At 58.5% G+C, this 20511-nt stretch carries 15 protein-coding genes and 3 pseudogenes; 9 read left to right on the top strand and 9 right to left on the bottom strand.

What is annotated here, in order from left to right:
- Positions 1–62: 62 nt before the first annotated feature.
- A complete protein-coding gene (locus C3L37_RS19800) occupies positions 63–980 on the top strand; it encodes an alpha/beta hydrolase (RefSeq protein WP_129116269.1) in 918 nt (305 codons plus the stop codon).
- A 380-nt stretch (positions 981–1360) separates the two neighbouring features.
- Here C3L37_RS19800 and C3L37_RS19795 read toward each other — a convergent pair whose 3' ends face one another.
- On the bottom strand, positions 1361–1798 hold the full coding sequence (locus C3L37_RS19795) for a hypothetical protein (RefSeq protein ID WP_228546384.1): 438 nt from the start codon (positions 1796–1798) through the stop codon (positions 1361–1363).
- Between the two features lie 271 nt (positions 1799–2069).
- Between C3L37_RS19795 and C3L37_RS19790 the strand changes: the two genes are divergently transcribed.
- From C3L37_RS19790 to C3L37_RS19780, 3 genes and pseudogenes are all read left to right on the top strand, one after another.
- A complete protein-coding gene (locus tag C3L37_RS19790) occupies positions 2070–2648 on the top strand; it encodes a potassium channel family protein (protein ID WP_228546383.1) in 579 nt (192 codons plus the stop codon).
- 930 nt (positions 2649–3578) lie between these two features.
- A pseudogene (locus tag C3L37_RS19785) lies at positions 3579–3947 on the top strand (RNA-guided endonuclease InsQ/TnpB family protein); the annotation flags it as partial.
- Between the two features lie 67 nt (positions 3948–4014).
- Entirely contained in the window at positions 4015–5016 is a 1002-nt protein-coding gene (locus tag C3L37_RS19780) for an acetamidase/formamidase family protein (RefSeq protein WP_129116266.1), read from the top strand.
- A gap of 162 nt (positions 5017–5178) precedes the next feature.
- Here C3L37_RS19780 and C3L37_RS19775 read toward each other — a convergent pair.
- The 4 genes and pseudogenes from C3L37_RS19775 to C3L37_RS19760 form a co-directional block, all read right to left on the bottom strand.
- A pseudogene (locus C3L37_RS19775) lies at positions 5179–5753 on the bottom strand (aminotransferase class III-fold pyridoxal phosphate-dependent enzyme); the annotation flags it as partial.
- Positions 5746–7533: a hydantoinase B/oxoprolinase family protein gene (locus C3L37_RS19770; RefSeq protein ID WP_129116265.1), complete on the bottom strand. Its 1788-nt coding sequence runs from the start codon at positions 7531–7533 to the stop codon at positions 5746–5748. The gene C3L37_RS19770 and the pseudogene C3L37_RS19775, both read right to left, overlap by 8 nt.
- 3 nt (positions 7534–7536) lie before the next feature.
- On the bottom strand, positions 7537–9561 hold the full coding sequence (locus C3L37_RS19765; RefSeq protein WP_129116264.1) for a hydantoinase/oxoprolinase family protein: 2025 nt from the start codon (positions 9559–9561) through the stop codon (positions 7537–7539).
- A 421-nt stretch (positions 9562–9982) separates the two neighbouring features.
- Positions 9983–10222: a hypothetical protein gene (locus C3L37_RS19760; protein ID WP_129116263.1), complete on the bottom strand. Its 240-nt coding sequence runs from the start codon at positions 10220–10222 to the stop codon at positions 9983–9985.
- Between the two features lie 113 nt (positions 10223–10335).
- On the opposite strand from C3L37_RS19760, the gene C3L37_RS19755 reads away from it, so the two are divergent.
- The 4 genes from C3L37_RS19755 to C3L37_RS19740 all read left to right on the top strand — a co-directional run bounded on the left by C3L37_RS19755 (position 10336) and on the right by C3L37_RS19740 (position 13149).
- On the top strand, positions 10336–11190 hold the full coding sequence (locus C3L37_RS19755; protein ID WP_129116262.1) for an FxLYD domain-containing protein: 855 nt from the start codon (positions 10336–10338) through the stop codon (positions 11188–11190).
- 308 nt (positions 11191–11498) lie between these two features.
- Complete coding sequence (locus tag C3L37_RS19750) at positions 11499–11996, top strand: winged helix-turn-helix domain-containing protein (RefSeq protein WP_129116261.1); 498 nt, start codon at positions 11499–11501, stop codon at positions 11994–11996.
- Between the two features lie 3 nt (positions 11997–11999).
- Positions 12000–12443, top strand: coding sequence for a hypothetical protein (locus C3L37_RS19745; protein ID WP_129116260.1), 444 nt, complete (start codon positions 12000–12002; stop codon positions 12441–12443).
- A 169-nt stretch (positions 12444–12612) separates the two neighbouring features.
- A complete protein-coding gene (locus C3L37_RS19740; RefSeq protein WP_228546382.1) occupies positions 12613–13149 on the top strand; it encodes a DUF7342 family protein in 537 nt (178 codons plus the stop codon).
- A 378-nt stretch (positions 13150–13527) separates the two neighbouring features.
- Here C3L37_RS19740 and C3L37_RS19735 read toward each other — a convergent pair whose 3' ends face one another.
- From C3L37_RS19735 to C3L37_RS19725, 3 genes are all read right to left on the bottom strand, one after another.
- On the bottom strand, positions 13528–15831 hold the full coding sequence (locus C3L37_RS19735) for a nitric-oxide reductase large subunit (protein ID WP_394345817.1): 2304 nt from the start codon (positions 15829–15831) through the stop codon (positions 13528–13530).
- 1450 nt (positions 15832–17281) lie between these two features.
- On the bottom strand, positions 17282–17746 hold the full coding sequence (locus tag C3L37_RS19730) for a plastocyanin/azurin family copper-binding protein (RefSeq protein WP_129116258.1): 465 nt from the start codon (positions 17744–17746) through the stop codon (positions 17282–17284).
- 359 nt (positions 17747–18105) lie between these two features.
- A complete protein-coding gene (locus tag C3L37_RS19725) occupies positions 18106–18519 on the bottom strand; it encodes a helix-turn-helix transcriptional regulator (RefSeq protein WP_129116257.1) in 414 nt (137 codons plus the stop codon).
- Positions 18520–18647: 128 nt separating this feature from the next.
- Here C3L37_RS19725 and C3L37_RS19720 point away from each other — a divergent pair, with 128 nt between their 5' ends.
- A complete protein-coding gene (locus C3L37_RS19720) occupies positions 18648–19196 on the top strand; it encodes a hypothetical protein (RefSeq protein ID WP_129116256.1) in 549 nt (182 codons plus the stop codon).
- A 66-nt stretch (positions 19197–19262) separates the two neighbouring features.
- Here C3L37_RS19720 and C3L37_RS19715 read toward each other — a convergent pair.
- A pseudogene (locus C3L37_RS19715) lies at positions 19263–20093 on the bottom strand (hypothetical protein).
- Positions 20094–20511: the final 418 nt, after the last annotated feature.

Below are 20511 nucleotides of genomic sequence, written 5' to 3'. Positions count from 1 at the left end.
AGGTCGGTTCTGACAGATAGAGGCCAACCGAGTATTTCTCCACACGCAGCGTATTAAACCGTATGAGGCAAGACGTGGCGTTCGAATCGGAAGGCGCGGAACTGAGCGGATGGTTCTATTCGCCGGACACGCCGCCGCCGTGGCCGCTGGTTATCCTGACTCATGGAACCTCCGCAACCAAACAGATGGTGCTCGATAGGTATGCGGAGGTCTTTGAGGCGGCAGGCCTTGCAGTGTTACTGTACGATCACCGAGGCTTTGGTGCGAGCGGTGGGAAGCCACGTCAGCAGATCAACCCCTGGATCCAGTCACGAGAGTATCGTGATGCGATCACCTTTGGGACCACGTTCGACGACATCGATCCGACTCGTATCGCTGTCTGGGGCGATAGTTACAGTAGCGGTGCTGCGCTGGTCGTTGCCGCTCTCGACGAACGAGTTGCGGCGCTGGTCGTTCAGTGCCCAGCGCTCGGAAGGGATGTGCCGCCGAACGATTCCGATGGCTCCCTTCGTGAATCGATGAAACGGATGGTACGCTCGGGGACTATCGACCCCGCGGCGAGCGAGATCGCGGGTCCGATGCCGGTCGTGTGGGACGACCAAGATCGACGGCCGTCGGCACTCAAACCCGAGACGGCATTTCGGTGGTTCACTGGGTACGGGACGCGTCCGGGAACGAACTGGCAGAATGAGGTTACGATTGTTCGTCCCAAGGACCCCGAATGGTCGCCCGGACTGTGCGCGCCGGACGTTTCCTGTCCAGCGTTGTTCATGGTGTCGCCCAAGGACGAGATGGCTCGGGCCAACCCTGTCGTGGCACGCGACGCCTTCGAGAGACTCGCCGGACCAAAAGAGTTGGTCGATATTCCAGGTGGTCATTTCGGACTGCTGTATTACCCCAGCGATACGTTCGACCAGGCGTCAGCCACTCAATCTCGGTTCCTCACTGAAAATCTTCTCTCCCCGGGCGATCGAGAATAGAAGTTTCGTCCTGTCGTGGCACTGAACCCACTACTGTGTATCGTACCTGTGTCAACCAGGTCAGCCGGTTGTTGGAGTATGAAATCCCCCCGACTGTTCCCAAAATAAGTGAAAACACGGAACCATCTCTGCAGATTACATCCTCTATCTTGCCCGTCCCTACTGACAGATCTCCGATAGTTCGTTGTGGCACTGCGAGATACAGAGGATAAGTCCAACACGCCAACTTCGGTTATTTTTCCCGGTCTACATTAAACCAGCCGCTCAGTAGGAGTGCGAGCTGAGCATCACAGTCATCATAATTCTATATATTAATTTGTGCTGGTGTAGATCGGAGAGGCTGAGTTTTCCACACAAGGACAATCAAAAAGGGAGTCGCTTCACGCTGCTTCAGGTGACAGCGCACGTATGCTGAGGAAGGCCAGTGCAGCACCAACTACAAACACGATCGTCGCGAGGTAGATGGGGGCGAGGTGTGCCATCCAGTCGTGTGTGAATCTGCCGGTGTAGTGCATCGGCAGGGCAATCGCCAGCGCAACTACTGCAACTGTGGTGGCAGTTGCCCATGCCCACAACTGTCCCGTGCGGACGCCGTACCACGCTAACGCCGCGACTGCAATGCCGGTGGCAATGATGAATCCAGCGAGAGCGACGTGAATGTGAGTGATATAGTACACCACTTCCGGGTTCGTTCCGGCTAATTCGCTTCGGGTGAGTCCGTCAAGCATACTGACTCCAAGTTCGAATCCGCTACCAATGAGCGCGAGGGCCAAGAAGACAAGGCCGTAGCCGATGAACGCCACCCCGGCAAGGGCCATCAGGAGTGAGCCCGTTCGTAATCGGGAATCGGTTTCGATCTGTGCTTCGCGGGAAGGTATTGTTGGTTGTTCTGTAGCCATATTCTTCACCGTTTATAATGGCGCTCCGTGAGGGGATATACTATTCTTCGGCAAACTTGTCATATTTTTAAATTATAGCTTCGTGTGCACCGTATTCATTGCGGATTTCTGATAAACACTTTTCTGACCATCATAGTACCTTGGTCACCTCTACAAACCGATTTTCTCCGTTCGGATTGAGCGGTGGTGCGTGCTGCATACGCCCTCTGTATTCAGCAGGCTGTTTGTATCAACTACTGAATGTTTCGATCCCCTCCGATTTTTCCGATTGCTAAAGCTCGCTCGGTACTCAACGTCGCAGCGAACAATCGAGAAAATTTTGCGAACGAAAAACGCCGACCTCGTGGTGGCTGTCTCGGTGACGGCGATCCTGGTGGTGGAGGCGTTGAGTCTAATGTACTTCGTCGAGAACGCCGCACAGCCAAAAGTGTGTTCGAGCATTCCAGCAACGTTGTGGAGGGGGGTCGTGACGCTTACGACGGTTGGGTACGGGGATGTCTATCCGGTAACGGTGCTCGGGAAGGTGTTGAGTGCGGTGATTGTCTTTGTGGGAATTGGGTTGTTTGCGCTGCCAGCGAGTATTCTGGCGTCTGGATTTCTTGAGGAGGCAGGCCAGGGTCTCATGTACTGTCCGCGTTGTGGGAACAATTGGGTGGCCCGTAAAGCAGGCTACTACACACAGGAGCGACGGGCACACCCGAAGAAAAGGAGGTACGGTACTGTAGCCAGGCATTCGTTGGGGATAATTCCGTACTCTATTCTCAACTAGCGGTTGTTATTAGCTGACAGTTATAATCAATCACTCTGTCAATAATTTTGTTGGAACCGATAGTCAGTGTTCCAGGACGCTCCAGCTACCTTGCCATCATTGGAGACAGTGCCCACGAGATTATCGAAAAATACGTTGAAGCCCTTATGAACCGTCGCAACTACATTCGAGCGCTCGGTGCGGGTGCAGGAGCCGCTACTCTCGGTGGAGCAGCATTCCTGCTAACTCGCCCGGTACAAGGACAGACCGCCTCGACTATGTAGAATGAAGTATGATACTACAAACTACAGATTTGTCTGTAGTCGTCTACAGTGCGAGTGACTCCAGGTACAACTCCTTCTCCGATTCTGACCGATGACAGAGGAGCAGCTAGCGACCCACGGTACAATATCAGTTGATCGAGTCTGGGCCGTCCAATAAGAGCTTACTACGTGGCACAACGTCGGCTCTAACTAGTGCTGTCGACTCAGTTGATGCCAACTGGTAGTCGTAATGTCATATCACCACTGACAACTCCCTCGAAGCCTCGTTCCAGAACGATTGAGTTGACATCCTCCACACGACTACAGTCGTGGGATTCCCCGAAGGAGAGTTCACGGTTGCACGTGTCCTCGGGGGCGAAGTACGCTTTCGCGTCCCCCCTCGACGGTCGCGTCCAATTGTTACCAAGGACGTGCTTTACAGTGCGCGTGTAGCCCTGCCAAAGGGGCCTCCCCACCCGGACGCGCCGGGCGTTTCACCGGGACGGAATACCGGTCCGTCCCTCCGCGAGAGGGTATTCAGCCTCTTGGGTACCACCATCAGCGTCAGACGACCCGTAGGCCCGGACGTGGTGGAGTGGGATTCGACTTTCTTACCCGGTCGAGTGAGACGGCGAAGCCGTCAAGCGGTTGAAGACCGAGATTCGAAACCGGGGAACGTCGGTACTCGAATTCACGCAACCGAGCATCTGCCGCGTGGAGCACTTTTCTGCGGATGCTCGAATACAAGTGTAAGCGAGAAGGAACGCATTTCGTCCGGGTCGATCCACGGAACACCACGAAAGAGTGCGCCGCGTGCGGCGTGAAAACGGACAAGCCGTTGTGGGTCCGCGAACACTCCTGTCCGGCGTGCGGGTTCACCGCTAACCGAGATTGGAACGCGGCATGGAACATTCTTCGGCGTGGTATCAAGCTGTTAGGAGCGGGACGCTCCGAATCAACGCCTGTGGAGACTGCGCTCCCTACGGGAACCGTTGCGGTTCCTGCAAAGTGCGTCGTGGAAGCAGGAAGCCCCGTCCTCAACGCGCGAAGCGCGTAGGGCGGGGTAGTTCACAACGATACGCACCTAGCGGGTTTATCCCCGGTTACTCCGAGTGCTACGTTGTATGCAGACGATCGACAGGGAAGCGGCAACGAAGTACGAGTTCGGGCGGGACATGGAGCCGCTGTTGGCGGTCAAGCCCGGCGAATCGTTCCGGGTAGAGACGTGGGATGCGTTCGAGGGGACGCTGTTCGATCACGGACTCGGCGAGTTCACGGCGGACGACGTCCCGGGACTGCAGGCCCCGCCGCCGGCGTTCGATGGAAATCCGCTTGCCGGACCAGTTTACGTCGAAGGAGCAGAGCGAGGTGACACCCTCGCGGTAACCGTCGAAGAAATCCTCCCAGAGCGCGGGATGACGACGACTCTCGAGGAATTCGGCTGTCTCGTCGGTCGAAGCGGCTGGGAAGAGTGTCAGGTCAACCTCGCACACGAGGTCGAACTCGAACCGGGACCGAGCGGGACGACAGCCGATGGGGTTGCGCGAATGGAGCTTGGCGAGCACGAGTGGACGTGGGATCTCAACCCCCACATCGGAACGATCGCCACAGCGCCCGGTCGAACGGTTCAGGATTCGGTCACCTCACAGGGGCCGTGGGGCGGGAACATGGACGTGCGAGACCTCGATCAGGGCAGCACGGTATATCTGAACTCGTTCAACGAGGGAGGGCTCCTCTTCGTCGGCGACGTTCACGCCTCACAGAGCGACTCCGAGTACACCGGGATTGCCGTCGAGTCCATCGCTGAAATCGTCCTCAGCGTCGATATCGTCGACACGCCGGTACCGGGGGTCTTTCGAATCGAGGACGACGACTCGATCATCCACGTCGACTCGGCCGTCAACGCGGGCAGCCTCGAGGATGCGGTCAACGGCTGTTTCGAGGCCATGATGACTGAACTGGTAACCGACTACGGGTTGGGTAATCGCGAGGCATACGTGCAGATGAGTCTCAACCCTGCGATCACGGTTCGGCTCTATCAGTTCGTTCACCCGGGGTTCGCGACGGTCGGGGTCAAACTCGAGAAGACCTTCCTCGATCAGTTCACGGACACCAGAACCCCGTAATCGTTGCCTATTGATAGCATGTGCGATTAGACGCTTAAAAGGGATTAGCCGGCTTCTTCTCGGCGCACGCTTCAGTCGAAGCGGTCAAGTGAGCCATAGAGCTCCTCGTTCAGGAGCCTCCTTGTCGCTCGCGTTCTGGTGGAGCGCCGAGGGTCAGCGGAGGTGGACAGTGTCGGCGAGTAGGGGCGTGTAGTCGTCCTTGAACGCCACCTTCGAGGTAAGAGACATTGCGCCGGACGTAGACCCGTGGTAGCCGCCGCGGAACGCGATGAGCCCGTCGCCGCCGGTGACGTACTTTGCGAGTTTAATGAACCCCTCGATGGCGTCACTGCCGCTCGGCCAACCGAAGACAACCCGGTTGTATCCCGAGAGGTCGCCGGGCGCGATGTCATCGAGTTTCTTTATCAAATCGAGTCGTGCCTCGGTAGGGAAGTCGATGCTGTGGACGAGTTTGGCCGTCTGTTCGTGGACGGCTTCGAGGACATACGGGTTCGAGTGCCCGACGTTGAGTACGCCGATACCGGCGAAGAAGTCAAGGAAGACATTCCCGTCAACGTCCTTCAGCGTCGCCCCGAACCCCTCGTCCATCGCGAGCGGGATGTCGTTGGATACGCGACGGCCGAACTGTCGTAGGTGCGCTGCTCTTCGAGGAGCTTCCGGCTCTTCGGACCCGGGATCTCCCCGACGTCCGGTTCGGTGGCGAACTGAATGTCCTCTATCGCCGGGGAGTCAGTCATTGCTCTCCCCGACGGCGACGGAGGGTGCGTCGCTCTTTTCGATGGTCATACCGTAGTCCTGTTCGGCCGCTTCGACGGACACGAATCCCTCTTCGACGTCCTCGCGGACGAGGTCCCCGTCGCGGTCGGCGGGGTCGCCGTACCCGCCGCCGCCGGGGCTCCGGATGCGGACCTTGTCGCCCTTCGAGATCTTCACGTCAGCGAACTTGCTTGGCGAGTCGGTACCGAACGCCTCGACGAACGTCTTCCACTCGTCGCTGTCAGCCTTCATGACCTCCATCGAGCTCTTGGCGCCCTCCTCGCCGCCCTGCAGGCCCCACGGCGCGTTCTTCATCCGGTCGAAGAGTGCGGAGACGGTGATCTGCGGCGCCCACGATTCGATGACGCGCTCGATGCCGAGACCGCCGCGGTATTCGCCGGGACCGCCGGAGTCCTGCCGCAGGGAGTAACTGTCCGTGAGCCACGGGTAGCGCGTCTCAAATACCTCGACGGGCGTGTTCCGGCAGTTGCCGTTGACGACGATGACGGAGTCGTTGCCGTCGCCGAACGGCCGGCCGCCCCACCCCATGCCCTCAAGGTGGTAGTTGACATACGGTTCCTCCGTGTCCGGGTGGACTCCGCCGAAGAGGAAGTTCATGCACGTCGAGCCGTCGGCGGCGGTGACGTTGTCCGGGAGCGCGTCCGCCATCGCGCGGTACACCGTGTTCACCATGCGCGGGTGCGTCTCGGTGTTGCCACCTACCTCCGGCTTGGGATAGTCGACGTTGGCGATGGTTCCCGGCGGCGCGATGACGTGAACCGGTCGGTACGACCCGGCGTTGACGGGCATGTCGCCCTCTCCCGTGTAGAGTTGCAGGAGTGAGTTCCACGTTGCGGAGCTCGTCACGCCGAATGTCGCGTTGATGGGACCGTCGGTCTGATCGTCGGTGCCGCTCCAGTCGGCGACGATTTCGTCGTCGCGGACCTCCATACTCACGTGGAGCTTGAACGGGCCGTCATTGATGCCGTCGTCGTCCATGTAGTCCGACCCCTCGTAGGTGCCGTTCGGGATGGACTCGATGAACGAGCGCATCCGGCGCTCGGAGTACGTCTGGACGTCGTCGAGGACGCCGCCGAACTCCTCGATTCCGTAGCGGCTGACGAGGTCTTCGAGGCGTTCCTGCCCGAGGTCGACACTGCTGACCAGTGCCCGGAGGTCGCCGTACGTCACACGCGGCGTCCGGACGTTGTTCAGGATGATCTTCCAGATGCTCTCGACGTCCTCGCCACCCTCGACAATCTTGACGGGCGGGAGGCGGTAGCCCTCCTGGAACACCTCTGTCGCGTCGGCCGCGAAGCCGCCGGGAATTTTGCCCCCGATCTCGGCCATATGACCGATGCTGGCCGCGAACCCGACGAGTTCGCCGTCGTGGAATGCCGGCTTCATCACGAAATGTTCTGGGATGTGACAGCCGCCCCGGTACGGGTCGTTGTGGAGGACCACGTCGCCGGGTTCGAAGGCGTCCTTTCCCATCTCCTCGACGCACCACTCGACGATGAACGGCATCGCGCCGATTTGGGCGGGACAGAACTCCGCTTGCCCGATCATCTCGGCGTTCGCGTCGAACACCGCACACGAGAAGTCGAGCCCCTCGTTGAAGATGGGTGAGTATGCCGTATTCTTCAGGTTGATGCCCATCTCACGACAGATGGACACGAGGTTCTTCGATACCGTGTTGAGCGTCACCTGGTCGGTGGTGATGTCGTTGGTGCTGGTCGTGTCTGGGTTGTCTGTCGTCATAGTCTACTCCAGCCTGATGAGGATGTTTCCGTAGGTGTCGGTCTCTAGCGTCGCGCTCGGCGGGACGACCGTCGTCGCGTCGGTGTCCTCGACGATGGCGGGACCGTTCGCGATCGCGTTGCCCCCGAGATTGTCGCGGTGGTAGATTCCCGTCTCAATGACGCCCGTTTCCTCGAAGTATACGTCGCGGGACTCCTTTGCTTCGGCTTCGATTTCCGGGAGCTCAGCCAGTGACGGCGAGGCGCTCGTCTGGAGTGCCGTGACCTTGAACGAGATGACCTCGATGACCTCGTCCGTGTTGGCGAAGCCGTACAGTTCCTCGTGGCGGTCGTGGAAGCGTTCGAACAGCGTCGCCATGTTCTCGTCCGTCACGCCGGTGAAGCCGACGGGGACTTCGATCTCGTAGTTCTCGCCGAGGTAGCGCATCCCCATCGCCATCGAGACGTCGATCTCGCCCTCGAAGCCCTCTGTCTCGAGGTCGGTGACGGCCCGCTCGATCAGCGAGTCGAACATCGACTCGATCTGATCGCGGTCGTAGCCGTCCGAGCGCATGGCCATTGTCTGTTCGTAGTCGACGCGCCCGTCGGCCATCACGAGACCCGTCGCGCTGGCAACGCCGGGGTGGATGGGGACGACGACGTTCGAGATCCCCGCCTTGTCGGCGAGTTCGGCCGCGTGGAGCGGCCCCGCGCCGCCGAAGCTAACCATCGCGAACTGCTGGGGGTCGTGGCCGCGCTCGACGAGTTCCGCCGAGAGCGCGCTCTGCATGTTGTTGTTCGTGATCTGCAGGACACTCGCGGCGGCCTCTTCGGCGGACATGCCGATCTCGTCACCGAGATCGCTCATGACCTCGTAGGCGGCTTTCTTGTCGAGGTCAAGCTTGCCGCCGAGGAAGAAGTCGGGGTTGAGCCGACCGAGCACGAGGTGTGCGTCGGTCACCGTCGGCGACGTGCCGCCTCGACCGTAGCAGGCCGGGCCGGGCGTCGCGCCTGAACTCCGCGGACCGACATTGAGCAGGCCGCCCTCGTCCACCCACGCGATGGAGCCACCGCCGGCGCCGATGGTCGCGATGTCGATCATCGGGACGTTGATGGGCAAGCCGAACTCGAGTTCGAAGTTCGTCGTGTAGTTCTGTGTTCCCTCGGTCAGTACGGAGATGTCGCAGCTGGTTCCGCCCATATCGAGGCTGACAATGTCGTCGAAGCCAAACTGCGACCCGAAGTAGCGGGCGCTGATCGCGCCGCCAGCCGGTCCGGACGTAATAGTGTGGACCGGGTTATCGCTGGCGGCCTCTGGAAGCATGATGCCGCCGTTGGACTTCATGATGGCCGTGTTGGTGATGTCTAAGTCGTTCATCCGGCGGTCGAACTCGTCTACGTACGAGCGCATGTCAGGCTTGAGGTACGCGTCGGCGAGCGTCGTGCTCGCGCGTTCATACTCGCGCCACTTCGAGTAGACCTGGTGGGAGAGCGATACGTGCGCGTCGGGGAGTTCGTCGAGGATGATCTCTTCGGCCTGCTCCTCATGCGTCGGATCGACGTACGAGAAGAGGAACATGACGGCGAACGTGTCGATGCCCTCGTCGGCGAACGCGCGAACCGTCTCGCGCAATTCCTCCTCGTTGAGGGGCGTGACCTCCTCACCCCGGTAGTTCGTTCGTTCGGTGACGCCCCGACAGTGCTTCCGTTCGACGAGCGGTTTCGGCTTATCCCACTGGAGGTCGTAGTGGCCCTTGCGGTTAATGCGCTGGATGAAGGGCACGTCCGTGAACCCCTTCGTCGTGATGTACCCGACCTCCGCGCCCGTGCGTTCGATGAGCGCGTTGGTCGTGACCGTCGTCCCGTGAATCGACTGGTCGATGTCCGTCAACTCGTCGCCGATACCCGACTCCTGGATGCTGTTTACGACGCCGTCAATCGGATTCTCCGGTGTTGATGACGTCTTGGTGATGCTGATCTCTCCGCTGTCCTCGTCGATGGACACGAAGTCGGTGAACGTCCCGCCGGTGTCTATGCCAACGCGGTACATCAGCTGGTACCCCCTGTCGTCGCTAGCTCAGTTGCGGCGTTCATACTCCTCCTTGCACCACTCCGAGCAGACGGTTCCCCCGTCCACGCTAATTCCGTCCTGAAACATTTTCTTCCCGCACAGTACGCACTTGGTTCCGGTTTCGGCGTAGTCTGTGTATGACATAGCATGCCATTTTCTCTACTGGCGGTGCGTGGTTTATATCGCTGATTTAAATACATTCCCACTATACTTATTTAATTTGACTGTACCAGTCAGACGTACTAAACGGAATGGTAGCATTCGAAATATGGGTAGAAATAGGTAAAAATAAAATATAGTAGTTTTTATATAAGCGAAAAGATGCTAGTTCGACGAAAAAATGGAAAATTATCGTTTTTGAGATGACTAATCGACATCTCTTTGAGTGAAAACCAGGAATTTAGTCTGATTGCCGTGGATCGGATGCAAATTCATAGACCCCCGTATCGCGCACGTTTCGGATGTGTCCGTGCTCGGCAAGTCGGGAAAGGCGTGAATTAACGTACTGCCTGACGCCCGTCTCAACGCCGTTGTCTTGCAGCTCAAGCATGAGGAGCGTTGGGGTCGCACGCTCATTCGCCCGCAAGTAATCAAGGATCGCACGGTCTAGGTCGTTCAACTGGTCTTCTTGAAGGGTCATGCTCATCTTTCGCGGTGTGAGAGTATAACAGTTCTCATAGAAAGTTCTAATCTCACTCGCTAATCGAACTTTCTAATAGAAACATTTAACTCAAAATAGGTGTATATGATGATATGGTCAACACGACTATCCATCTGGCCGATTCGACCGACGACGACTCCACCTCAAAGACTGGCTTTTTTCGCCGAGGATACCTTGGTCTCGCAGGATCAGCCCTTCTTATTGGACTTGCAGGTTGCACGGACTCAACGGTAGAAGCGGAAGATCCCACCCCGAATGCCTCCCAAGATGGTGAGAAGCATCGTAAGGGGACTAGCGATGAAGAGACGGAAACTCCTGCGGACACTCCCGTCGAAGAAGACGAGGAGGATTCACAAACGCAAGGGAGAGCTAGCGTGTCGGTCACGTCGGCTGAGCTTGCATTGGAGGATAACTTTGGCATCGACGCATACGGCATCGTCACGGTAGAGAACGGAGGCGATGGAGTGTCGGGCAGAGTGTCCCTAAAGACGCGTTTTTACGACGCTGCTGGGGAGCTCCTGTCCGAAGAGGAGTCGTATCTCCACAGCCTCCAGCCAGGCGAATCGTGGCGAGCTGTGACTATGTACTGGGGAGACGCCGACGCCGCTGAGATCGATAGCGTCGATGCCCGTGTTGATGCTGAGCGATCTGCGCCTGCATTCGATTCGGCCGCGTTAGAGATCGTTGAGTCCGAGCTGACCGTTGATGACTGGGACGCGAAAGTGTACGGGACCGTCAAAAACACGGGTGACAGCCCATCCGAGAGTATGACGATTATCGCCTGGTTCTACGATGCAGACGGGGTGGTTATTGCCTCCAGTACGGATTACGTGGACTCACTTCCCGCCGGAGAGTCCGATTCATTCGAAGTGAACGCGCTTGTGTACTCGTACAATGTGCGTGAGATCGAAGAATACCACGTCATCGCGTCACGTGGATTCTTCTGATACTTACGTGGGCGCTACCACTTTCCGGTAAGGGGTTCTAGAAAGGACTCGTCAAAGTCTGGTTCACGGCGGACTTCGTATTGTATAGGGTGCCGGAGGCGCGAGCAGGGAGGGGGATATAGCGTGCACAAGAGCTTCGCTCTTGTGCGCGAACGAGACGCAAAGGCTTTCCGTCTCGTCACCGCTGCACGGTTTTAAGACGAACTGCGTACGCTCTGTGACGACGAGAACTGACACGATGCGCTCAGGCATAGATAATAAATACGACCCTGGGAAACCTATTTTGCCTTAGGGGACAAATCCGCTGTATGGTCGATATCAACGAGCGGGCGAAGGAGGTGTGGATCGAGAAGACGACGAGCCGTGAGCGAATCCGGACGGTGCTGGAAGAGACCACCGAATACGCGACAGCCGCGGAGATCGCCGACCGGGCGCTCACTAGCGAGCCAACGACGCGGAAGTACCTCAAGGAACTCGTGGCGGACGGCGTCGGGGTCACGACCCAGGACGGCCGGACTACGCGCTATAAGCGCAACGACGGCCGGCAGATTGACGAGCGCATCGACGAACTCCGGGCAACGATCTCGCGGGAAGAGCTCATCGACGGCATTCGAGAAATGAAATCACAGCTACAGGAATACCGCAACATCTACGAGGTAGAAGGACCAGAAGAACTCGCCATCGAACTCGACGCTGGCGCCGACGGCTGGGCAGACGTCGGGCGCTGGCGTGCCACGCGGCAGAACCTCGCTATCGCCCAGGCCGCCCTCCAGGTCGACGAAGCCCATCGGCTCGCCGAGGCATAGCCGATGGTCGACGACTGGGAGCGGGTTGAGACTGGATCGCCCGACCTGAAACGACTCCAGACGGCACGGACCGTTGCCGAAGAGTACGAACCGCTTATCAGCGAAACGACGTTCGATTCTTCAGTCGACCCTCAGACGCTCCAGCTTTCCATGGACGCTGGCATCCGGGCCGAAACCGGTCGGTTTGACGTGACCTGGACGGGGAAAGGGTACTACAAGTACCACTACACCGAAGGCAAGAGGTTCAATTATCGCTACGACCGCCACCCCCGGGCAGACGTCCCCGAAAAGCACTTTCATGAACCACCGGATGCGGATCACGACGCCGTCCCGTCGTGTATCGAGGTCGAGATGGTTCCCCTGGTCACGCTGGCGGTCCTCCAGCTCTGGCGGGATGCCGTCGAATCCGGCGAGCTCGACCGGCTCCAGCAACCAAACCCGCCATGAGAAACTGAATTTATCCTACTCCGGATTTAGCTGAATTGAGGAGCAGAGCTTCGGGTTTCGCGCTTCAGCTTGATTATCCCACAGCTCACTGAGTGTTCGATAGAAGTAAACGGTGCGAATTATTCTACAGCCCGGTGGATATATATTCCACTCGTCCGTAGAAGCGACCATGACCGACGATTCCACTTCCGATACGAATCCCCCGGAGGCTTTCACACGCCCGTCACAGACGCGTGGTGAGCGCATCCGAGCAGCTGCACGAACTCTTCGAACCCCACGGACCGCATCATGGGTTGCCACCGAAACAGAGGCGTCTGTGAAAACCGCGCAGAAGTATCTCGACCAACTCGTCGAAGATAATGTCCTTCGAAAAATTGAGCAGGGTGACCAGACACTCTACTGTATCGACCAGTTGATGGCGACATACCGAGAGATCGCGTCCCTCCAGCGGGAACATACGCGTGAAGAGCTCACGACAGCACTCACATCGATGCGTACCAAGATTATGGATTGGCAAGAAACATACGACGTTGAGCGTCCCGGTGGGCTCCGCGCGAGTATTGCTGCCCTCACTGACCAAGATGAGATAGAACGCCGTCATGAGATTGCCAGCGAGTGGGAACACCTCGAAGCACGGCTTCCAGTCGTGCGAGCAGCACTCAACGAATACGATTGGGCGAGCGAGCGAGACGCCCTCTCTGCATAGAGGAGGGTAAGCTACCCACGACTCAAGTCGTGGGCTTTCCCCCGACGGTTTCGGCGCACGACTCGGTCACTCATGGGCGCGGTTCACGGCGGCAGGACGGGCACATGGAGGCGATTCCTGCATGGGTTTCCGTCCCGTGGTCTACGTCCGAAGCCGACACACCCGGCTTTAATTCCCGGTGTTCTCACGCTCTACCCCAAGATGGGGACGGGAGTCGAACCCGTTCGCGGTCACAGTCCCCGAGTTCAGGGCCTGCCTACGGAGGCCCCTCCTCGGAGTCCGTTTTGGCCACCGAGGAGTGCCAGAGATACACCGGTAGGGGGCCTAAGCCTTCCGATTCCGGCGTTTGCGACCAAAGACGGGCGATTCCTCCCACGACTACAGTCGTGGGCTTCCTCGCCCTGCAATCATGTGAATTGGTAGCGCGTTTTCTGGATGCTTTTCGACTTCATTTCGTGCCGCAAGGAGGTGTTTGACAGCACCGAGGGTGAACGCCGTCGCCCCGAGGATCATCGGTGTATCACCGAGACTCCGGGCCCAGAGCAACCGTTTGTTCCGTGGCCGCTCGTAGAACTCTGGACTCCGGGCTGCGTCGTACCCCTCAGCATACACCGCGCGGAGTTGGCTGAACCCCAGCGGCAGCAGTGATGCAACTGTCATGACGATGAGACCGATATTCGTCAGCCAGAACGTGGCCCGGAACCAACCGGGCTCCCAGGCGGCTTCCGGGGTGACGACACGGAGGATGTACGTGCCGAGTCCCAATGCGAGGAGTCCGAACGCACCGAACGTCGCCGTGTGTGCGTGGGCCACTGTTAGGTACGTGCCGTGCTCGAAGTAGTTGATGACGGGGATGTTGATGAAGAAGCCGAGCACCCCACCACCAACGAAGTTCCAGAGACTGCTGCCGAGAATGAACAGCAGCGGCAGCGTGTACGGGAACGCCTCTGTCTGTGCCTGTAGGGTCTGGTACTCTTCGAGGCTCTGGTGGAGGATGAACATCAGCGGCACGAATTCTAGAGTTGAAAACGTCGTCCCCAGCGGCACCCAGAAGTCCGGCAGGCCAACCCACCAATAGTGGTGTGAAACGCCAACGATACCGGCACCCATGATCGCAAACACCTCAAACATGATAGCCTGTTCTGCAGAGGTTTTGTCCAGGAGATCCATCGAGACGAGCGCGATAGCCGTGACGGCGGTGACGAAGAACTCGAAGACGCCTTCGACCCACATGTGGACGACCCACCAGCGCCAGAACTCCGTAACGGCGAGGTTCGTCTCCGGGGTGTAGAGCATGCTCGCGCCGAACAGCAGCGCGATAGAACCACCGGCGTATGTCATGAAGTGACCAAGGCCGACGGGGCTTTCGTCGACCCGTCTGGCCCCGCGTAACACTAACCCACTCCAACCGATCAATCCAGCGAGCAACAGCATCTTCCAGATGCGACCGGTTTCGAGATATTCGAGGCCTTCCGCACCGAGTAGCCACCAGCGGTCTCCGTCTTCGGGTGAGCCGAGTTTGCCCTGGATGCCGAGCCAGGCTCCGGTGAACGCACCCACTGTCGTGACGACGAGCGCGACGAGCAACACGGCCGCACCGGTCGATTGACCTGCTGGATCACTGTCGCTGAACAGCCCCGGAAGAAAGAGTCCGCCCGCGAGCCACAGTAGCGTGATCCAGAGGACACCGAGATTCACGTGATACGTGCGCACGACAGAGAACGGGAGCACCGAGAGCACGTCGATGTCGAAGCGCTCGCCGATGCCATAGATGTCGTCCCGCTCGACGTAGTAGTGGGCAAGCATCGCACCGGCGAACACCTGTGCGAGAAACAGCATCCCGGCGACCGGCACGTACCACGCGGCGACGTGCTGTGTCGGCGTCGTCGCAACTGAGTCCGGATGTGGAACGTCGACGGCTTCGGTTACTGACTCGGCGAAATCCAGGGAGTGATAAGCCCAGACACCGAGTCCGCCACCGGCAATCAGCAACATGAGGCTGATTGTACTCCAGCCGAGTACTTGCCCAGTTGGTCGGTTCCCGCTTCCGGGAGTGTAGGGCCAGTCATTTGTAAAGGAGTGCTCCGAACCGGGGCGGTTCGTGTGTGCGAACCAGGCCGTCCAGGCTGCGAAATCCGCGAGGCGTTCGGCCTGCTCGGGGCTCTCGACGGTCCCGTCCGGAATACCGTGCTCCGGTCGACCGTGGTAGTATCGGTCGACGTATTCCGCCCGTAGCTGTCGGTGGGCGTACGCTTCGACAGCAGAGTATGTGACGACCGCTTCGGACTCGATCTCCGAGTTGAGTTCGTCCTCGACGCGCTGGGCAACGATCGCCTGCTCGTCCGTGTCGAGGTCGTTGAAGGAATTTGCCCCTCGCTCGTCGGCGTAGTACTCACGCATATGGTCGACCTTCGCGCTGAGTGCGTCCGCGGTCAGATCGGAGCCGAAATACGAGCCGTTCCCCAGCACCGAGCCGTGGTTCATCAGCCCGTTGGCCTGGAACGTTTTCTTGCCCTGTTTGATCTCGGTGGCGGTGACCAGTAGGTCGCCATCAGGCCCCTGAATCTCCTCGGGAATCGGTGGTGCGTGGGACCGAGAGAGCCAGGCACCGACCGACATCGCAACCAGATTGGCGACGAAGAGTCCGACCAGTGCCTTCGAACCGCTCGGTCGGAGATCCATACCCCCATTATCGAAGCTACTCAATCGCTCTAGGACCGATAGTACAGTCGTGATCTCCGTATCGAGACCCGGAACTGCTGTACCGAGATCTGAGAGTACCGAACCGCCTCCATCTCCGGCACTATCGCTGGCGAGGGAAATGGTCGACAGTACGGCGATGATCGCTACCGGACTGAGACCGTCTGGGGTTGCGGTATCGGCTCTGGGTGGTCGTACCTGACCGTCAGGGGAAACGCGCTCTGTCTCTCTGTCCGGTTTGGCCGTACTGGGATGCGTCCCGAAAGTCTCGGTATCCAGCGAGTCGACGAGCGACTCGATGGCCGTCCCTAGTGTGATCACGTCCCGTTGGACGAGTTCGTCGACGATCTCACAGATTGATTGGTCGGAATCAACCGCTGCGTCCTTGCAGAACTGCTCGAAGGTCTCGGTGATCTGTTCGCCGACCTCGTTTGCGTCGACCGTCTCAGTCGATCCATCCGTGGGGAGGGATTTCAGAAGCTTCTCAGCCAGTGTGGGCTCCTCCTGCCGGAACTGATGGCGGAGTCGGTCGATCGTCTTGTCGGCTAGCTGTTCTCTATCGAGGGCGTACTGTAACAGGAATGCATCCAGCCGACGGTCTGCCCGTTCGTCGATGCTCGGGTAGTCAGCGACCGCTTGTTCGAGCTGTCGCTCGATGCATTCGAGGGCTTTCCTTTCTGTTTCGTCGGCGACTGTCTGTTTGAACTGGTCAGTTCCGTTCTCGACAGCCGTGATTCCGTCTGTTGCCCTGTATTTGATCCGATTTGAGACAGTACGTGCTTTTTGTATTCCTGTTTCGAAGATGCTGTTCGACTCAGTGGACGGTGTCGTCTCGTCGGGTGGAGAGCTGGGTTTGAAAACGGATCCAAATGACATGTCTCATCCTTATGTGTGTATCGGTACCACAAAACATAATAATTGTGGCGATCTGTTGTCACATGGCGTCAACCAGTCGACGGACGAGACCGACGCTAACGCCGACCCACGCGACGAGCGCGACATAGACGAACAGTTCCGGAATAGCGGTGAGAACAGTGAGATCGGTGACGGTCCCCAGCCGAAGGCTACTTTCGGTATACATCCCAAGCGGAAAGACCATCGGTGAACTACCCTACCCTACTTCGCTCACCATACGGGGTTCGCTCGTTGAGGGGAGGGCCACCGGCGGAGCGGCACTCCGCCGAGGCCTCGAAAGACGCGTACGCGTCTTTCGAACGACCACGGTGGACAGGCACACTCGGGATGGGTTCGCGTTTTGTCTGCTGTCTTTCGACGGCCTCGGCGACGCCTTTGAGGAAACGGTTTGGAAGCCTTCGTCGGCCGGGCGGACCCGGTGTGTCGCCGGTTCCCTCCGAGTGCGGGTTGGAACCGAAGGGCATCGACTGCCCGAATCCGATGGTCGGATTCCCGCGTCTTCAGGCGCACGAGGAGGTCAATTTTGCTGAAGTTTAATCTCGCCTCGCATCGATTGCGGATGATATTCACAGTAATATTGGGTCATTTTCTTCGAGGCGGTGAAGGTCGTACTCACGGTTTTGCCTTTCTCTTCGGCATCCTCGCTTTTCACCACCGGTTTATCATCCTTATTTACGATATACAGTTCGTGTTCTTTGCCGTCGAGGTTCTCCCAGATGAGCGTGTACTTCTGTCCAGGTTGGAGTGTAAGTGTGGGGTTTTTCGTTCCCTCGATGGACGTAGGAGCGCGGCCCTGCCAACCGCTTTGGCTCGCACCCAAGCGGATTTCTTTGCCTTTCTGTTTGTCCTTTGACCCGCTCTCTTGGTTGCTCCCACCAATGCCTGGTACACTGCCAGTACAGCCAGCCAGGGCGGTTGCTGTGAGGGCACTACCGGCCAGTTTGAGTGTGGTACGTCGACTGGTGCGGGGTTGATCAGACATAGGCAAACGGAGGCTACCGACGGTGGCGTTAGAAAATTTTTGGCCAGGAATTGAAAAAGCCGAGTTCCTCACGACACCGAAGATGGAAGGTGCGATAATCAACTGGCGTGAGTACTGGTCGACCGTCGCGAGAGGGGTAATTGTGATGGGAATTGCCTTCGGTTCTGGCCTGCTAATTGGCGCTGCCGCACTGAGTGGCTCATTACCCCACTGTTGGCGATCTACAACCGTGAATCGCTTGCCGGCGGAATTGCCCGGACAGTGACACGTAATGAGCGGAAGCCCACGACTGTAGTCGTGTGGAGGATGTCAATTGGGTAGCCACACAACGCGATCTCCTACTCGCAGTCATTCGAAGACTAGTGGTCGTCAGGACGGGGGGCGTTCTCGTATTTGACCATCTTCTCGGGCTTGTCGGAGATGGTCTCGTAGATCTGTTGGAGGGTCTCCTCCGCGGCGAGCAGATTGTGCTCCTCGAGGAAGTCTCGCCCCTCTTCCGTGAGGCCGTAGAACTTCCAGGGATAGCCTTGTCGGCGCTGGGCGTCGTCCAGGGCAACCTCCTTGACGATGCCGGCGTCGATCAGCTTCTGAATGTGCTTGTAGACGGTGGCATCGCTCACGCTGGGGTTGAGTTCTTCGAGTTCGTACATCGAGGGGAGCTGCTCGGGATGCTGGAGGATGTTGTTGACGAGCGCAAACCGCGTCTGCTGGGTCACGAAATGGATGAGTTCACGTGTTTCCCTCCCTTCAACAGTCCCCAGATCGGTGCTCATGTGTCACGATACACGCCCTAGCGGCAAGTAGTTTACCCTCGAGTAAATTACTCTGAGGTAAAAAGCGAATACTTGAACAGGTAGATTACTCCATAAACCCTATCTTTTGCCCGAGAGAGGAACTGTGTATGCCCGACGAGGAGTCGCCTGTTCCTGAAGAGGTCCTCACAAGTGCGAAGGAGCAACTCGATACGGAGGAGATTTCGTTGGCAGACAACGAAGAAATCCTCCACGCACTAAGTGAGATGACGCCGGTTTACGAGAACGAGCGGTCGTACTTCGCTCTCGGAAACTACGACCGGGAACCGATCCGGCGGCTGAACCTCGTAGTGGATCGCCTCAACCGGCGTACCGACGCATACGCCTTCCGAATGGTCGATATCCGAGGTGAGTGGGACAACAGCATCCAGAAGTTCTGCCTGATCGCCGATATCGTGACGTACCTCGTCGGAGTCGCCGAGAAGGACCCGAGTGATTTCCTCGTTGAACAGGGATTGCTCGTCGGTACGACTGAATACTTCTCGAAGAGTCACGTCCTCAAGCGGGAATATGAGAACGAGGAGCGCCCGTTCGGTTGGATGCAGGACGGCGTTTTTGAGTTGTTCGACCAGGAGGGACGGTTGTACCGTTGGTGGACAGAGGAGGATCTCGTCGAAGTGACCGAGGAACTCCCGTGACGACGGGCGGAATCGACATTCTCGACCGAGCTATCCAACAGCAGCGAGGCTCGACGGAATCGTTGGTTACAAACGAACGTCCTGCCCGGCAGGGAGCCGGCCGTCTGGTCGTGGAACTCGTCCCTGTTTGATCTCGTAGTCGACCCGCCGCATATGTTTGTAGCCTCCCTCTGGAGTACGTTGTTGCCAGTCTGGGCAGGTACACGACTTGCCGATGATATCGACGTCGTAGCGGTTCCCGGACGCGAACGCTACCTCGTACCGGCCGCCTTTCGCGAGTAGCGAGACGTTCATCGATTCGTCGACGGTGCGTCTGGTTCGTGGCTCGAGAGCGTCCTGCTGCGTCGACCGCTCGGCAACGACCATCCGGTCGCGGATATCGCCAGTCCGTCCACCGTCTGGCGCGACAGCGCCGTCACGGTGCTGAAGACGCTCCTGCAAAAGCTCTTCGACTGGAATGCCCTCCGGCCAGAGATAATGGACTTCACGCCGCTGGTGATGATCGTAGGACCCACAGGCCGCAGCATCCCCCTCCTAGACGCGCCACAAACCAAGAGCGCCCATCACGTCGACGATGGCTCGGGGAACCATTGAGTGCTCCGTCGGGGTAGAACAGCCGAAACCGCGTGCACTCCTCTCTTGGTGGCACCGTCTCCCACCACTCGACGTCTGAACCCCAGCTGTTGAACATCAATTTGTTCCGCCCATACCCGACCGTCACGTCGTCGACCTGCGGGAATCGCTCGGGTATTGCCTCCGAATCGCCTTCGATAGCCGGAGAACAGCATACCGGAGATACCCGTGTGCAGGGGAATCCGTGGATCGAGCGACCTGGTCGTGATGTTCAGCGACACGCTCCGCCTCTGCCAAAACAGCCGTTAGATACTGATCAGTCATGGTTCAGTGGAGGGTGGAATGCGCCTCCACCCATTCACGGGCGCTAAAAACTTAACCAACGAGTAGCGGAATCGCCTATCGTTGGCCTTTTCAGGAGAAATGTAACTGGGCCTCTCTCGACGAGTTCGATAGTGGTGAGTGTCGGACGTACCCGACGTCGCTGTCTCGTTGTAACCTGAAAAGACCAGCGAGTGTTGGGTGAACTACCCCGACCTACTTCGGCGCTTCGCGCCTCCGTTGCGGTCGGAGCTTCCTGTTTCTGCATCGGAACTTGCAAGGAACGTCCCCACAGCGGTTCCAGACTCCGCAGGCGTTTCCCTCGCTGGGCGGGTCGGAGTGACCCACTCCTCCCGATTCGACACTCCGACCACACCAACCGATGCACGCTTGTTGTCGCGTTTGAACACCAGTGGAACCG

This window comes from Halegenticoccus tardaugens (assembly GCF_004116405.1).
GTDB classification, from domain to species: Archaea; Halobacteriota; Halobacteria; order Halobacteriales; family Haloferacaceae; genus Halegenticoccus; species Halegenticoccus tardaugens.
The sequence above is the reverse complement of the archived record's forward strand: the minus strand, read 5'-3'. Positions and strand labels throughout refer to the sequence as shown.

Excerpts from the sequence above, each read along its gene's own strand:
- C3L37_RS19765 (WP_129116264.1), bottom strand. The coding sequence starts at position 9,561 with ATGTACCGCGTTGGCATAGACACCGGCGGGACGTTCACCGACTTCGTG.
- C3L37_RS19755 (WP_129116262.1), top strand. The coding sequence starts at position 10,336 with ATGGTCAACACGACTATCCATCTGGCCGATTCGACCGACGACGACTCC.
- C3L37_RS19740 (WP_228546382.1), top strand. The coding sequence starts at position 12,613 with ATGACCGACGATTCCACTTCCGATACGAATCCCCCGGAGGCTTTCACA.
- C3L37_RS19730 (WP_129116258.1), bottom strand. The coding sequence starts at position 17,746 with ATGTCTGATCAACCCCGCACCAGTCGACGTACCACACTCAAACTGGCC.
- C3L37_RS19760 (WP_129116263.1), bottom strand. The coding sequence starts at position 10,222 with ATGACCCTTCAAGAAGACCAGTTGAACGACCTAGACCGTGCGATCCTT.
- C3L37_RS19800 (WP_129116269.1), top strand. The coding sequence starts at position 63 with ATGAGGCAAGACGTGGCGTTCGAATCGGAAGGCGCGGAACTGAGCGGA.
- C3L37_RS19780 (WP_129116266.1), top strand. The coding sequence starts at position 4,015 with ATGCAGACGATCGACAGGGAAGCGGCAACGAAGTACGAGTTCGGGCGG.
- C3L37_RS19720 (WP_129116256.1), top strand. The coding sequence starts at position 18,648 with ATGCCCGACGAGGAGTCGCCTGTTCCTGAAGAGGTCCTCACAAGTGCG.
- C3L37_RS19750 (WP_129116261.1), top strand. The coding sequence starts at position 11,499 with ATGGTCGATATCAACGAGCGGGCGAAGGAGGTGTGGATCGAGAAGACG.
- C3L37_RS19735 (WP_394345817.1), bottom strand. The coding sequence starts at position 15,831 with ATGGATCTCCGACCGAGCGGTTCGAAGGCACTGGTCGGACTCTTCGTC.
- C3L37_RS19745 (WP_129116260.1), top strand. The coding sequence starts at position 12,000 with ATGGTCGACGACTGGGAGCGGGTTGAGACTGGATCGCCCGACCTGAAA.
- C3L37_RS19725 (WP_129116257.1), bottom strand. The coding sequence starts at position 18,519 with ATGAGCACCGATCTGGGGACTGTTGAAGGGAGGGAAACACGTGAACTC.
- C3L37_RS19770 (WP_129116265.1), bottom strand. The coding sequence starts at position 7,533 with ATGACGACAGACAACCCAGACACGACCAGCACCAACGACATCACCACC.
- C3L37_RS19795 (WP_228546384.1), bottom strand. The coding sequence starts at position 1,798 with ATGGCCCTTGCCGGGGTGGCGTTCATCGGCTACGGCCTTGTCTTCTTG.